Annotated in this window: 10 protein-coding genes; 1 reads left to right on the forward strand and 9 read right to left on the reverse strand. The window is 72.5% G+C overall.

Annotated elements, in window-relative coordinates:
* Positions 1–155: 155 nt before the first annotated feature.
* From AB0K36_RS09940 to AB0K36_RS09975, 8 genes are all read right to left on the reverse strand, one after another.
* Positions 156–1,070, reverse strand: a complete 915-nt coding sequence (locus AB0K36_RS09940; protein ID WP_364590860.1) for an NAD-dependent epimerase/dehydratase family protein — start codon at positions 1,068–1,070, stop codon at positions 156–158.
* Positions 1,067–2,191, reverse strand: coding sequence for a cytochrome P450 (locus AB0K36_RS09945; RefSeq protein WP_364590863.1), 1,125 nt, complete (start codon positions 2,189–2,191; stop codon positions 1,067–1,069). The genes AB0K36_RS09940 and AB0K36_RS09945 overlap by 4 nt, the downstream gene beginning before the upstream one ends.
* Complete coding sequence (locus AB0K36_RS09950; protein WP_364590866.1) at positions 2,188–3,663, reverse strand: class I adenylate-forming enzyme family protein; 1,476 nt, start codon at positions 3,661–3,663, stop codon at positions 2,188–2,190. Before AB0K36_RS09950 ends, AB0K36_RS09945 begins: the two co-directional genes overlap by 4 nt.
* 324 nt (positions 3,664–3,987) lie before the next feature.
* Positions 3,988–4,743 (reverse strand): glycosyltransferase family A protein, encoded by a 756-nt coding sequence (locus AB0K36_RS09955; RefSeq protein ID WP_364590869.1) that lies wholly within the window; start codon positions 4,741–4,743, stop codon positions 3,988–3,990.
* Positions 4,740–5,762, reverse strand: coding sequence for a 3-oxoacyl-ACP synthase III family protein (locus AB0K36_RS09960; RefSeq protein ID WP_364590872.1), 1,023 nt, complete (start codon positions 5,760–5,762; stop codon positions 4,740–4,742). The genes AB0K36_RS09955 and AB0K36_RS09960 overlap by 4 nt, the downstream gene beginning before the upstream one ends.
* Before the next feature lie 213 nt (positions 5,763–5,975).
* Complete coding sequence (locus AB0K36_RS09965) at positions 5,976–6,665, reverse strand: hypothetical protein (RefSeq protein ID WP_364590875.1); 690 nt, start codon at positions 6,663–6,665, stop codon at positions 5,976–5,978.
* Between the two features lie 198 nt (positions 6,666–6,863).
* Positions 6,864–9,029: an OmpL47-type beta-barrel domain-containing protein gene (locus tag AB0K36_RS09970; protein WP_364591091.1), complete on the reverse strand. Its 2,166-nt coding sequence runs from the start codon at positions 9,027–9,029 to the stop codon at positions 6,864–6,866.
* Positions 9,030–9,082: 53 nt separating this feature from the next.
* Positions 9,083–11,494 (reverse strand): ThuA domain-containing protein, encoded by a 2,412-nt coding sequence (locus AB0K36_RS09975; protein WP_364590878.1) that lies wholly within the window; start codon positions 11,492–11,494, stop codon positions 9,083–9,085.
* Positions 11,495–11,770: 276 nt separating this feature from the next.
* Between AB0K36_RS09975 and AB0K36_RS09980 the strand changes: the two genes are divergently transcribed.
* Positions 11,771–12,763: a multicopper oxidase domain-containing protein gene (locus AB0K36_RS09980; RefSeq protein WP_364590881.1), complete on the forward strand. Its 993-nt coding sequence runs from the start codon at positions 11,771–11,773 to the stop codon at positions 12,761–12,763.
* Here the strand turns inward: AB0K36_RS09980 and AB0K36_RS09985 are convergent.
* Positions 12,760–13,632, reverse strand: coding sequence for a hypothetical protein (locus tag AB0K36_RS09985; protein WP_364590883.1), 873 nt, complete (start codon positions 13,630–13,632; stop codon positions 12,760–12,762). The two genes, AB0K36_RS09980 and AB0K36_RS09985, sit on opposite strands and share 4 nt — an antisense overlap.
* Positions 13,633–13,638 lie beyond the last annotated feature (6 nt).

Consider the following 13,638-nt stretch of genomic DNA (forward strand, 5'->3'; position numbering starts at 1 on the left):
TGAGGACGGGCACACCCCGGTAGGCCGGATGTGGGCCCGAGCTTCCTGGTTCCTCCAGGGGGCTGCCCAATTCCGTGAAGCAGAACCCGGCCCCAGCCCCCCGAGGTTGGAACGACCACCGCGTCGCGCCGTCGTCGGCCTGGGCCGGGCCCCCATCAATCGGTGCGGCTCGACAGGTAGTCGCTCAAGGATCGGCGGGGGATCCAGCCCTGGGCGCGGGCGCGGGACACGTCCAGGACGACCGAGTGGGCGAGTTGGTCCACCGCGTAGCGGCTGAGTGCCGGCTCGGTGCCGGCGCGGCGTGCGAGGGCCTCCGCGGTGCGGGCCGCCGCCTTCGCGAGGCCCAGGGGCAGATGCCGGAGACGGGCCGTCACCCCGTGGGCGCGCAGGACCTCGTGCAGGGCCGCGTCCCGGGCGTACGGCTGGGGGTCGGCGATGTTGTACGCGCCGGGAGGCCAGCCGTTCGCGGCGAGACACGCGTCGGCCAGGTTCTCGACCGCCGTGAGGCTCAGCCGTACGTCCGGGCCCGGGAGCAGCAGCGTGCCCGCCCTGACCCGGGACAGCAGGCGCGGCAGGAGCTGGGTGTCACCCGGGCCGTACACGGCACGGGGACGCAGCACCACGGCGCCCGCCCGGAGGGCGAGTTCCTCACCGGCCGCCTTGGTGCGCCCGTACGCGTTGAGGTGCCCGGTCCGTGGATGGTCCTCGCGGACCAGGCCACGGTCGAGGCGCGGGTCGTAGACGCTGGCGCTGCTCACCCACACCACGGGCAGGTCCCCGGCCGCTGCCAGCAGCCGTGCGGTGCCGTCCACGTTGACCGCCTGCATCTGCGCCTCCGCGCCGGAACCGGGCGCCGGGTCGCCCACCGCGGCCGCGCAGTGCACGACCCGGTCGACGCCGGACAGGTCCGGCGGGCCCGATGCGGCGTCCCAGAAGCGGAACTCGCCGACCGGTCCCGGGCGGCGGCCCAGGCACACCACGTCGACGCCCCGCGCCGCGGCGGCCCGCGCGACGTGGCCGCCGCAGAAGCCGGATGCGCCGGTCACCGCGATGCGCGGGCGGCGGGTCATCGGGCCACCTCCACGGAGGAGCGGACGACCAGTTTCCGCCAACTGGGCAGAGCGGCGCCACGGTCCACGAGCGCACGGACGACGACGGGGCGATGTGCCGCCAACACCGCCAGCACGTCGGCCAGTTGGAGGCGGGCGAGTCGGGCCCCCGGGCAGGTGTGTGGGCCGGCGCCGAAGACGAGATGCGCCAGGTCCGGGGCGGCGGGCCGCTCGGCGTCGGGGTCGCTGCGGTGGGCGTCCACCGCGTGGCGGGCGACCAGCAGCAGACGGTCGCCCGAGCGCACCGGGCAGCCGGCCACCACCCCGTCCGCCGCGGCGACCCGCGGCAGCAACGGTGAGGCGACCGTGACCCTCAGCAACTCGTCCACCAGGGGCAGGCGCAGCCGTTCGTCCGCCGCCTGGTCCCACAGACCGGCGTCCGCGCACCAGGCCACCGCCCGGGGCAGCGCCGCGACGGTCGTGTTGACGGCGGCGACCGCCACCATCGCGGACAGTGCGCCGTCCCCTTCACCGAGCAGTCGCCGCAGGCGCCGCGTCGCACGGGCCGACGCGGCGTGCGCGCCCGGCCGGCGGGGGCCGGGGAGCTCACTGCGGACGGAGGCGGCGGCCAGATCGGCAGCGGCGGCGGCCACCGCGGCCGGAGGCGCCCCGCACCCGAGCAGCGCGCAGACGACCGTGCCCGACAGTTCGCCGGCGAGTGCGACGAGGTCCACCTCGCCACCCTCGGCCAGCGGTTCGAGCCGTCGGGCGAGCAACGGCCTCCAGACGCCCCGCAGTTCCTCGACGCCGGCCGCGCCGAGCCCCTGGGCCAGGGCCCGTCGCCCGGCCCGGTGCCCCGCGCCCTCCTGGTCGAACAGCACCCCGGCGTCGCGGTGGCCCGCCGCGCGCAGGGCCGAGCGCGCCGCGCCTCCCGTCGTCCCGGAGGCCGTACGGTCGAGGGGCAGGCCGGTCAGCACCTGGCGGTAGGCGTCGGCGTCGTGGACGAGCACCGTGCGCCCGATCCGGCGGACGGCACGGCCGCGAGTGGCCGCGAGCAGGGCGAAGAGGAACGGGTGGGAGCGCAGATAGACCCGGCGGTCGCGCCGCCTCGCCCGCGCGAGTCCGGAGCGGGCGGCAGTCATCGGGCGGCCTCCTTCGCCGCGAGACGTTCCGCCGCGAGCAGCGCCGTCGCCGTCCGGTCCGGCTTGCGGGACCGGCCTGACAGCGGGACCTCCGCGAACACCAGCGCGTCCGGCCGAGCGGAGCCCATCCTGCGCAGCGGTCCGGCGAGAGCGGAACGCAGCTGTGCCTCCGCGTGACCGGCTCGGGGCTGGACGACGGCCACCAGCCGCTCGTCGCCGTCGCCCGCCGGGACGCCGACGAGTACCGCGAGTTCGACACCCGGCACCTGAAGGGCGGGTTCGTACAGGCCCGGGTAGATGTTCTCCGCACGCCGCAGCACCATGTCCTTGCAGCGGCCCTCCAGCACGATGCGGCCCGTGACGTCCAGATGCGCCCGGTCGCCGGTGCGGACCCAGCGGTCGGGAGCCTCGCCGAGGTAGCGGTGTCTGGCCGCCGGACCGGTCAGCAGCAGCTCGCCGCCCTCCGTCCGTACCTCGACGCCCGGCAGCGGAGGGCCGACGAGGTCCCCCGCCCCCTCGAAGGCCGCCTTGTCGCGCGACTCGACGGCCGCGGCGGGGAACAGTTCGGTGAGCGCGTACACCCCCCAGGCCTCCGCGGCGCCCGCGTCCCGTATCCGGCCCAGCAGGTCGGCACTCGCCGGCGCCGACCCCGTCCACACCCTGCCCGTGAACCGCGCGCCCGCGCGGAGGGCGTCCCGCAACTGGGGCGGTGTCAGGTAGGTGTCCTGGGGGCACAGCCGCCGCAGCTGCCGTGCCAGGACCTTGGGCGAACGGGCGGGAAGCGCCACCGGCGCTCCCTGGGCGAGCGACGGTACGAGGACGAAGAAGGTCCCCCCGACGACCGGTTCGCCCGGCCGGGCGCCGATCAGGGCCGCGACCGTCTCCATCCCTGCGGCGAGTCCGGAGCGGGTGTGCACGACGGCCCTCGGCCGGGAGGTCGTGCCGGAGGTGAAGACGATGACGGCGTCACCGTCGGCGTGGTCCCGCGTGGGGACACGGACCGCGGCCCTGCCGAGCGCGGGGGCACAGCCCGGGAGCCTGCGGCCGACCGTCGCCACCGTGCCGAACTCGTCGAGGGCGGGCAGGGCGAGCCGTGCCCGCGCCGCCAACGGCCGCGCCCACCCGGCGACCGCCTGCGCCGCGGCGTCTGCCAGCACGAGCGAGGGCCGGGCCGACGCGAGACGGGCGCGCAGCACATCAGGACCCGCGCCCGGATCGAGCACCGCGCCCCGCAGGCCGAGCCGCCACAGAGCGAGCAGGACGGCGAGCGCGCGGGGGCCGGGACGCACCGCGACACCGACGGTGTCGCCCGGGCGCAGCCCGCGCGCGTACAGAGAGGAGGCGTACGCGTCGGCCAGGCCCGCGAGTTCGCCGCGGGTGGCACGGACCCGGGATCGCCCGGTGCGGGTGGCCCCGAGCACGGCCGGCTTCTCGGGCGCGGCGCGCAGGGCATGGTCGAGGAGGTCGAGCATCAGTGGCCATCCAGCGGTAGGTGACGGTACGTCCGGAGTCGCGGGGGCGGCAGGCGGTACAGCGGGCGGCGGGACGGGGCAACCGCGGTGGTCGCGGAAGCCACGTCCGGTGGGGATCGTCCCGGGCGGCGGGGCAGCGGCTGTGGTCGCGGGGGCCACGTCGGGGGGGCAACGGCAGTGGCGCGGGGGCCACGTCGGGGGCAACCGCAGTGGCGCGGGGGCCACGTCGGCGGGGGACCGTACAGGTGGCGGGCAGCGCTGAGCGAAGGTCGCGCAGCCGCCGGCGGCAGCAGGCGTGGTCGGCAGGGTCGGCAACGGGCCGCGTCAGCGGGGGTCGTCCCCGCGGCCGCCGCTGCCCTGGTCCAGATACCAGCGGGCCGCGCCCCGGATGCCGTACGCCCGGAGCCTGCGGGTGGAGTTCTCCACGACCATGGCCCGGCAGCGCACGATCCGGTCCGTCTGCCGCCGCACCCGGTTCAGGAACAGCCGGTCCGTCGGCGACGGCCGGCGGGGCATGCCGCCGCAGGCCAGATACAGGTCGGCGGTGACGGCCATGTTGTTCCCGGCGTGCATGCGGTACGGGGCGAGGTAGCCGTTCCTGCGGGCGTGTGCGGGCCGGAGTCTGCCGAACAGTGCGGCCAGTCGGACCAGGGCCGAGAAGCCGGCCCGCCCGAGCGGGCCGTGCTCGTCGCGGCGGGCGACGATACGCCCGCACACCAGGACCGGTCCCGGCCGGGCCGTCATCGCGGCGCGGGCGGCGGCCGTCCAGCCGGGCCGGGGCAGGCAGTCGGCGTCGGTGCGGGCGAGCAGGGTCGCGCCCCGCTCGATGGCGTGGCGGAAACCGGTGTCCACGGCGCAGCCCACCCCCTTCTCCGGCTCGACGAGCACCTCCACCGGGAACGGTGCCTCGGCTGCGAAGTCCTTGGCGACCGTGCTCGTGCCGTCCGGCGAGGCGTTGTCGACCACGAGCAGCGTGAAGTCGCGGTCCCGCTGCGCCGCGAGGGCCCGCAGGGTACCGGCCAGCCGCTCCTCCTCCTGGTACGCGGGTACGACCACCCACAGATCACCGACTGCGCTCATGACTTCTCCCAGATCATCGTCATGATGCTGATGCCGCCACCGAGACCGACGAACAGCACCCGGTCCCCGGCCGTCAACTCGCCGTACACCCGCTCCAGTTGAACGCCGATGCTCGCGCTGGCGATGTTGCCCAGTTCGGGGACGGTGATCACGAGCTTGTCCGCGGGCACGCCGGTCAGTTCGGCGAACCGCTCGAGGTACGGCACGGTCACCTGGTGGACCAGGACCTTGGCGAAGCCGTCCCAGTCGAGGCCGGCGCGGTGCAGTGTCCGCTCCACGACCGAGGCGCCCACCTTCTCGAAGACGCCGCGCAGTTCGTGGCCGTCGCCGCGGAAGTAGGTGTGCTCGTCCCCGCGCGGGTGCCGGGAGCCGCCGCCGGGGATGCCGCCGACCTCCCAGTGCTCGGAGTGCGTCTCGGTGTCCACGTCGAGGATGCCGCCGTGCCGCACCGCTTCCAGGACCACGGCCGCGCCGGCGTCACCGAAGGTGTAGCCGGCGAAGCCGTCCCGGAATTCGGCGAAGTCGGCCGGTGAGCGGCGTATCGCGCGGGTCGGGGTCTCGCCCGTGACGACGAGGGCGCGCCGCGCCCGTCCGGCCAGGATCGTGCTGCGGGCGACGTCGATACCGTTGACGAAGCTGTTGCAGGCGTTGGTGACATCGAGGGCGTGGGCCTTCGAGCCGAGCTCGGCCTGCACGATGTGCGCCGTCGCGGGCTCCACCATGTCGCGTGACGCGGAGGCGAACAGCAGGAGGTCGATGTCGTGCGGACCGAGCGACGCGTTCGCCAGCGCCCGGCGCGCGGCGCGCAGGGCGAGCGTCGAGGCGTACTCGTCGTCGGCCGCGACGTGCCGGCTCTCGATGCCGGTGGCCTGCGCGAGCAGGGTGCCGGGCAGGGACTTGGCGAGGTGACGGGTCGCCTCGCGCTGCAGGCTGTGCGATGTCAGCACCGCGTCGGGGAGCGCGCTGCCGACGCCGGTGATGCCGACCCGCGGACGCGGATCGCTCGTGTGTTTGAGCATGTGGCGATGGTTTCAGGCCATGTTCGGCGTCGCCTGAGTACGCATGCTCAATTGCCGGGAAGCGCGGCTGAGTAGCCGGGACCCGGCCGGCCCAGACGCGGGCCAGGACGCGGCCCGGCCCAAGGCCCGGCCCCGGCCCAGGACGCGGGCCGGTCCCCGGCCCAGGACGCGGGCCGGTCGGCCCGCGCCGGCACCCCCGGGGGCGGGCAGGGCTCACTTCTTGCGGTCGTCCCACGAATTGCCGAGCCAGCCGTCGAAGGAACGGAGCAGGGCGATCAGACCGAACCCCAGCCGCCGGTCCAGCTCCGGCGCGCAGAGGCGCAGCTTGTCCCCGAACGCCTTGAACTCCAGCGGGACCTGCCCGCTCGCACGCCAGATGATGCGCCGGGGGCCGCGGGGAAAGTCGCCGTTCTCGAAGGCGGCGATCACCAGGGCGAACGGCGCCATGGGGGACAGCAGCCAGACCACGAGCCACCAGAAGATCCGGCCCTTGTAGCCCACCGCGTCCGGGAGGCCGGGCTGTCGTACCGTCCAGCGGGTCCGCAGGCCCCGGCCGCTGAGCGCCTTCTCGCGGACGATGGTGCCGATGACCTCACCGTGCGCGCCGAGCACCTGATATGTGGCGACTCCGTTGCGCGCCGACTCGGTCACCACGGTGGCAACCCGGCTTCCACGGTTCTCGTCGCCCCACAGGACGAACGAGCGGGCGCCGCTGCCGCGCGCCGCGAGGTAAGCGGGTATGCCGCCGGGCGGAAGCTCGCGCTCCACGTACGCGACGGCCCGGGCCGGTCCCGAACCGTCGGCGTACTCGACCACGTTCCTGACAGGGGGAGGAGGGACAGCGCCTCCGTGCATGTCCTTGCGTCTCACCGGAGGGATCTTCATGGTCAGTACAGCTGTCACTCTGCATGCTCCTTCATGGTCCGTCCCGTCGGCGCCGGGACCGCGCCGTGTGCTGCCGGGCCCGGCTCCGAACCCGCGCCGGATCACCCCGGGCGCTCGGACACATTAGCGGCGTGGGCGGAACGGCCGACCGCCCCACCGCCTTGGGACGGTGGGGCAGTCGGTTCAGGGAAGCCGCGGCGGCTCACCCGGTGGGGATCAGAACTCCTTGATCCTGATGTTGCGGTAGGAGATCACGTCCGTCGTGCCGTGGACCTGGAGGCCGACATAGCCGGTGGCGTACCGGCGGCCGTCCGTGCCCGGGTCGTCGGACCGGGGCGGCTGGAAGACCTGACCGCCGGTGTTGTCGAACTCGTTGATCAGCTTGCCGTTGCGGAAGACCGAGTAGTGCTGGCCCTCCACCCGGATCTCGTAGTCGTTCCAGGTGCCCTTCGGCGTCACACCCGCGCCGCCGAGGCCGACGCGGTCGAAGCCGTAGACCGAGCCGGTCTTGTACATGTCGCCGTCGGGACGGTCCAGGATCTGCACCTCGTGGCCGTACTTGATGGCGACCCACTCCGGGCGGGACTCCTCCGGGTTGTCGTGCACGTACGGGAAGCGTACGAAGACACCGCCGTTGGCGTTGCCGGCGCCGGGGGCGTCGTCCCGCCACTGGAGCTTCAGGGAGAAGTCACCGTACTGCCGCTGCGGGAACCACAGCATGCCCATGCCCGGCACCGTGGTGCTGCTGGTCATGGCCCCGTCCTCGCTGAGCGAGAACTTGCCGCCGCCGACGTGCTGCCACTTGGCGAAGGTCTCCTCGGTGCCGTCGAAGATGTCTCGGTAGCCGTTGGTCTGCCCGGGCTTGCCGATGCCCGACTCCCTGGCCGCGCGGGTGATCTGCCGGTGCTCACGGCTGTCGATGACGCCTTCGTCGAGGAGCCGGTCGAGGACCTCGTCCACGTGCTTGAGGAACAGCGCGTGCGACGACCAGTCCTTCTCGTCCTCGATCAGCTCGTTGACGGTGCAGCGGCTGCCCGTCATGCGGTTCGGGATACCGGTGTCGACCGTCCCGACGATGACCGTCGACCGCTCGTCGTACTCGGGGCACACGGGCGCGGGGACACCGCCGCCCTCCGCGACCGAGAACGCCAGGCTCTTGGCCTGCGAGGTGTTGCCGGCCTTGTCGGTCGCCCGGTAGAGGACCGTGTGATAGCCGACCCGGTCGACGACGACGGGTGCCGTGTAGGCGAGGTAGGGGCCGCCGTCGAGGGAGTACTCGACCTTGTCGACGCCCGAGCCGCCGGAGTCGACCGCGACGACCGTCACGGTGGCCCGGCCGATGTAGGCGCCGTCGGAGTTCTGCTCGCCGGAGATCCCCGCCGTGGTCTGCGGCGGCTCCTTGTCCTCGGCCGGCGGTGCGACGACCGTGAAGTCCACGGACTTCTCGGCCGCGGCGTTGCCCGCCTTGTCGGTGGCCCGGTATCTGACGGTGTGCGCGCCCGTCTCGTGGACCATCACCGGGGCGGTGTACGGCTGCCAGGCGCCGGTACCGATCGCGTACTCGACGGTGTTGACGCCCGAGCCCGTGTCGGAGGCGGTCACGGTGACCGTGGCCATCCCCACGTACCGGCCCTGGTCGTCCTTCTCCCCGCTCACCGTGGCCGAGGTCTCCGGTGCGGTGGTGTCGTCCGTGGGCGGCGCGGCGACGGTGAAGTCGACCGACTTCTCCGCCTCGACGTTGCCCGCCTTGTCGTACGCCCGGTAGCGCAGGGTGTGGGCGCCGACCTCGTCGACGACGACAGGCGTCGTGTACGGCTGCCAGGGGCCGTCGGCGCCGAGCGCGTACTCGATCTTGTCGACGCCCGCGCCCTCGTCGGTCGCCGCCAGAGTGACCGCGGCCTGGCCGATGTAGGCGCCGTCGGCGTTCTTGTCACCTTCCACCTTCGCCGTGGTCACGGGCGCGGTGGTGTCCTCGCCGCTGCCGGCGGTGACGGTCAGGATGCCCTGCATGGAGCCGTGGCCGGGGATGGTGCAGTGGTAGAAGTACCGGCCCTCCGTCAGGTTGACCTGGGCGGTGTGCTTGCCTCCCATGTCGTCGTTCGGGTTGGCCAGGAGGTTCAGCTGGACGTCGTTGTTGAACTCGACGTCGGAGACCGAGAACGTCAGGGTGTGCGGCATCCCGGTGGTGTTCCCGGTGGCCGTGCTGTTCTCGAAGACGATCGTCGCGGGACCGGCCACCGCGGTGGTCGGGAAGGACAGGTAGCGGTCGATGGGGTCACCCGCGGTCCAGGTCAGGACCTGTTCCGCGGCGGCCTGCGGGGCGTTCGTCCGGCCGTCGGCGCTCTTGCCGTACGCGGCGGCGGACATCAGCCCGACCACCATCGCCACGGCGGCCAGCACAGCCGTCCACACGCTCGCGGTTCTGTGTCTCACGGTCACTGCGCCGCCTTCCTCGCCAGCTGGTCCGCGGCCGGGGTCGCCCCGCCGCCCTTGTAGGTCACGCGCCACAGCGCGGAGTTGGAGTCGGAGGTGAAGAAGCCGCGCCCGTAGTCCAGGACGTACAGCGACCCGTCGGGCGCGAACTTCCAGTCCATGAGGTTGCGGATGCCACCGGTGCCGGTCGGGATGATCTTCTTGAGGGACTCGGCGTGCACCGGGAGCCCGCCCTTGCCGACCGTCCTCGGATCGGTGAGCACCGCGTGCCGCGGCTGGTCGCCGTCGTAGAAGTCGCCGACGAACCACTTGCCGTCCCAGTACGCGGGCCACTTGACCGCCGAGTCGCTCGCGGCGTCGAAGCGGTAGACGGGGCCGTTCATGGTGGCCTGGCCGCCGCCCTTGAGCCACGGCAGCAGCAGCTTCTGCTCCTCCTGCTTGTAGCTGGGCACGCCGTTCGCGTCACGCGGGTAGTCCACGCCGCCGCCCTGCGGCGAGTACCAGATGGTGTTGGGCGTGACGGGCGGCAGGTTCACCAGTCCGTCGTTGTTCGGCGACTCGTTCTTCGGTGCGTCGCAGTCGTACCAGCCGAGCGGCTGGGCCGGGTCGGGCAGATTGCGGTCGCGGTAGGGCTGGTTGTTGCCCATGCAGTACGGCCAGCCGTGGTTGCCGGCCTGCGTGATGGCGGCGAAGGTGTCGTACTTGGCCGGACCCCAGGTCGTCGAGGGGGCGCCTGCGTCCGGACCGACCCATCCCGCGTAGAGGATGTCGGTGCTCTTGTCGACGAAGATGCGTGCCGGGTTGCGCACGCCCATCACATAGATCTCGCCGCGGGTCTTGCCGCCGCCCTCGGCCGTCTCCTCACCCGTGAACAGGTTGCCCTCGGGGAGGGTGTACGTGCCGTCGTCCTCGGGGTGGATCCGCAGGATCTTGCCGTTGAGGTTGTTGGTGTTGCCCGCGGTGCGGCGCGCGTCGGCGAAGGACACGCCCTTGAAGTTCGGCTGCGGGTTGTTGCCCGAGTAACCGCCGCTGAAGCCGGACGAGTTGTTGTCGCCCGTGGCGATGTAGAGGTTGCCCTTGGAGTCCCAGGCCATGCCGCCGCCGGAGTGGCAGCAGCTGTGGATCTGCACCGGCCAGTCGAGCAGCACCTTCTCGCTCGCAAGGTCCAGCCGGTTGGTGGCCAGGTCGAACGTGAAGCGGGAGACGCGGCGCTCGGCCATGTGGGTCTCGCGGTCGATCCGCGAGTGGGGTGTGTAGTGCAGGTACACCCAGCCGTTGGTCATGAAGTCCGGGTCCAGCTCGATGCCGAGCAGCCCCTCCTCGTTCTTGACCAGCTCGTCGCCGCCGCCCTTGTTGCCGAAGACGGTCAGCGCACCGGCCTTGGTGACCTTCTTGGTCTGCGGGTCGTAGACGTGGATCTCGCCCTGGCCCTTGCCGATGTCGGGGTTGTTCCAGTCGGTGACGACCGGCCGGGAGGAGTCGGCGCCGCCGCGCCCGATGTACAGGACACGGCCGTCGGGTGCGACGACCAGCCCGTGCGGTTCGCCGATCTGGTCGTTCTGGCCGGGCTGGTTGGCCTGGGTGACCCGCTCGGCCGTGTAGTTGGCGTCGATGGTCGCCTTGCAGTCGGCCTGGGAGAGCCGGGTCGTCCAGGCGAGCGCGCCGCGCAGATGGTCGCGGAAGTCGGTCTCCGCGAAGCTGTCGGCCGTGCCGCCCATGGCGGTGTAGAAGGAGCGGCCGCCGTCGTAGTCACGGCACCAGGAGATCGGATGGTCCCAGCCGTTGCCCTTCGCGGCCGGCGTGTAGGAGTCCTCCTTCACCCGGGCCACCGTGTGCACCTTGCCCGACGGGTTCTCCGCCCAGTTGAACCACTTGTCGGGCCGCTTCCACTGCAGGGGCAGCGACTTGGTGGCCGGATGCACGCGGTCGCCCACCTCGACGACGGCGCGCTGGGTGCTGCTGGGTGCGCCCGTCGGCCGGGCGCCGATCAGGCCGGTGAACCAGTCGGAGTACGGCTCGGTGCGCGCGGCTTCGTGGATGCCGAGGAACCCGCCGCCCGCCTCCAGGTAGGCCTCGAGGCCCGCCTCCTGATCGGGGTCGAGCACGTCGCCGCCGCCGGTCAGGAACACGACCGCGTTGAACCGGCCGAGCTGTTTGGCGTTGGTGAACACCGCGGGATCGTCGGTGGCTTCCGTCCTGAACCGGCTCGCGGCGGGGCCGGTCAGTCCGATGGTCTCGATCGCGGCGATGCCGGCCTCGACGGCCGGAGACTCCGCCGTGGCGGAGCCGTGGAAGACGAGCACCTTCACGTTCGCGCCGCCGGGCGGCGACGGAAGGGACAACGTTGTCGCCGGTGGCCTCGGATACGGCTCGGCGCTGGCGACGCTGCCGCCGCCGAGCAGCGACGCGGTCATGGCGCCGACGCCAAGTGCCGCGGCCAGGAGGCGCTTTCGGGATCTCGTTCTTCCGGACCTGTGATGTGGTGCGCGCTGCATGGGTCACCCACCCCTCTGTGGTCACAACAACAGCCGTTGAAGCTAGACCTCTTTTTGCGGTTCGCCAATAGGTATGACTGCAATACGACTAACTTTGTCCTGACCGTGGATAAACGAGGATCACCCGGCTACCGTGTGGCCGTCCCCGGGGTCACTTCGCCCCGTCAATCTCTGCCGACGACTGGAGAGTTCGACATGGACAGACGGAGCTTCAACCGGCGTCTGCTCGCGGGCGGCGCGGCCGCGGCGGCCACGGGCGTGACATCGTTGTCGATCACGTCCGCCTCCAACGCGGCCCCGGCCCCGGCGAAGGGCGCGCCTCGCACCGCCCCGGCCGGCGGCCAGGTGCGACACCTCAAGATGTATGCCGAGAAGCGGGCCGACGGATCGATGGGCTACGGCCTGGAGAAGGGCAAGGCGACCGTCCCCGGGCCGCTGATCGAACTCGTCGAAGGCGACACGCTGCACATCGAGTTCGAGAACCTGATGGACGTTCCGGTCAGCCTTCATCCGCACGGCGTCGACTACGACATCTCCAACGACGGCACCAGGATGAGCCGCAGCCATGTCGAACCGGGCGCCACTCGCACCTACACCTGGCGCACCCACGCACCCGGCCGCCGCGCCGACGGCACCTGGCGGCCGGGCAGCGCGGGCTACTGGCACTACCACGACCATGCCGTCGGCACCGATCACGGCACCGGCGGCATCCGCAAGGGCCTCTACGGCCCGATGGTGGTGCGCAGGAAGGACGACATCCTTCCCGACAAGCAGTTCACGATCGTCTTCAACGACATGACCATCAACAACCGGCCCGCGGCCGACCCGCCCAACTTCCTTGCCACGGTGGGGGACCGCGTCGAGATCATCATGATCACGCACGGCGAGTACTACCACACGTTCCATATGCACGGTCACCGCTGGGCCGACAACCGGACGGGCCTGCTGTCCGGCCCCGAGGACGTCAGCCGGGTGATCGACAACAAGATCACCGGCCCGGCCGACTCCTTCGGCTTCCAGGTGATCGCCGGCGAACACGTGGGCCCGGGCGCGTGGATGTACCACTGCCACGTCCAGAGTCACTCCGACATGGGCATGGCCGGGCTGTTCCTCGTCGCCAAGGAGGACGGCACGATCCCGGGCCACGAACCGCACCACACGGCCTCGGAAGAGGGCCACGCCCACTAGGGCGAGGTGCTCAGGTCCCACACCTCCCACGTGGTGCACGGCGCGGCCTGCACGTAGATTCGCGGGCCGCGGCACACCACCCGGCGGCGGCCGATGGCCGAGCCGTCGGGCCGCACGAGTGCGGTGACCGCCCAGGACTCGGCGGCGGTGCCGGTGAGGGTGCACAGGACGAGCCGGTCGGCGTCGTCCCCGTACCCTCCGAAGAGGGCGGCACCGCCGCCGTGCACCGCCACGGCCTGCGCCCCCGCGACGTTGGTGCTCCGCACCCGCACCCGCACCGGCTCCCGGTCGCGGATCCGCAGCAGCGGCCAGTCGGTGTACAGGTAGGCCCAGGCCGTGTCCCCGTCCACATTGAGGGCATAGCACTCCGCGACGAGCCCGATGTCCGTCGCCGGTGCCAGCGCCCACAGCGCCTCACCGGTCGCCGACCAGCGGCGCACTCCGGGTGCGCTCAGCGGGTCGTCGCCGAAGATGCCGACGTCGTTGTGGCCGACCCACAGGTGCCCCGACTCGTCGGTGAGCAGATGCGAGATCCCGTGGCCCACGGCGAAGGACCAGGAAGGCCGCCCCAGTGCGTCGAACACCTGGACGTGGTCGTCGCTGTCGCGGCGGTGCGCGTCCGCGACCACGAAGCCGCCGTCAGGCAGCGCGTCGAGCCTCGGACTCCGCGCCGTCACGGCGCTCAGACGGGTCTCCTGGACCTGACCGTCGTCGACAGTGACGACGGTGGCGTCATAAGGACGGTCGTCCCGGCGTCGGCCCGACAGCCAGTGTGCGCGCCCGAAGGCGTCCACGGTGCTGTGCAGGATCTCGCCGCGCGCATGCGCGCGCGGCAGCCGGGCGAAGGGGACGAGGGACAGGGCGTCCATGGGGTG

The organism is Streptomyces kurssanovii (assembly GCF_040677245.1).
Taxonomy (GTDB): Bacteria; Actinomycetota; Actinomycetes; order Streptomycetales; family Streptomycetaceae; genus Streptomyces; species Streptomyces kurssanovii.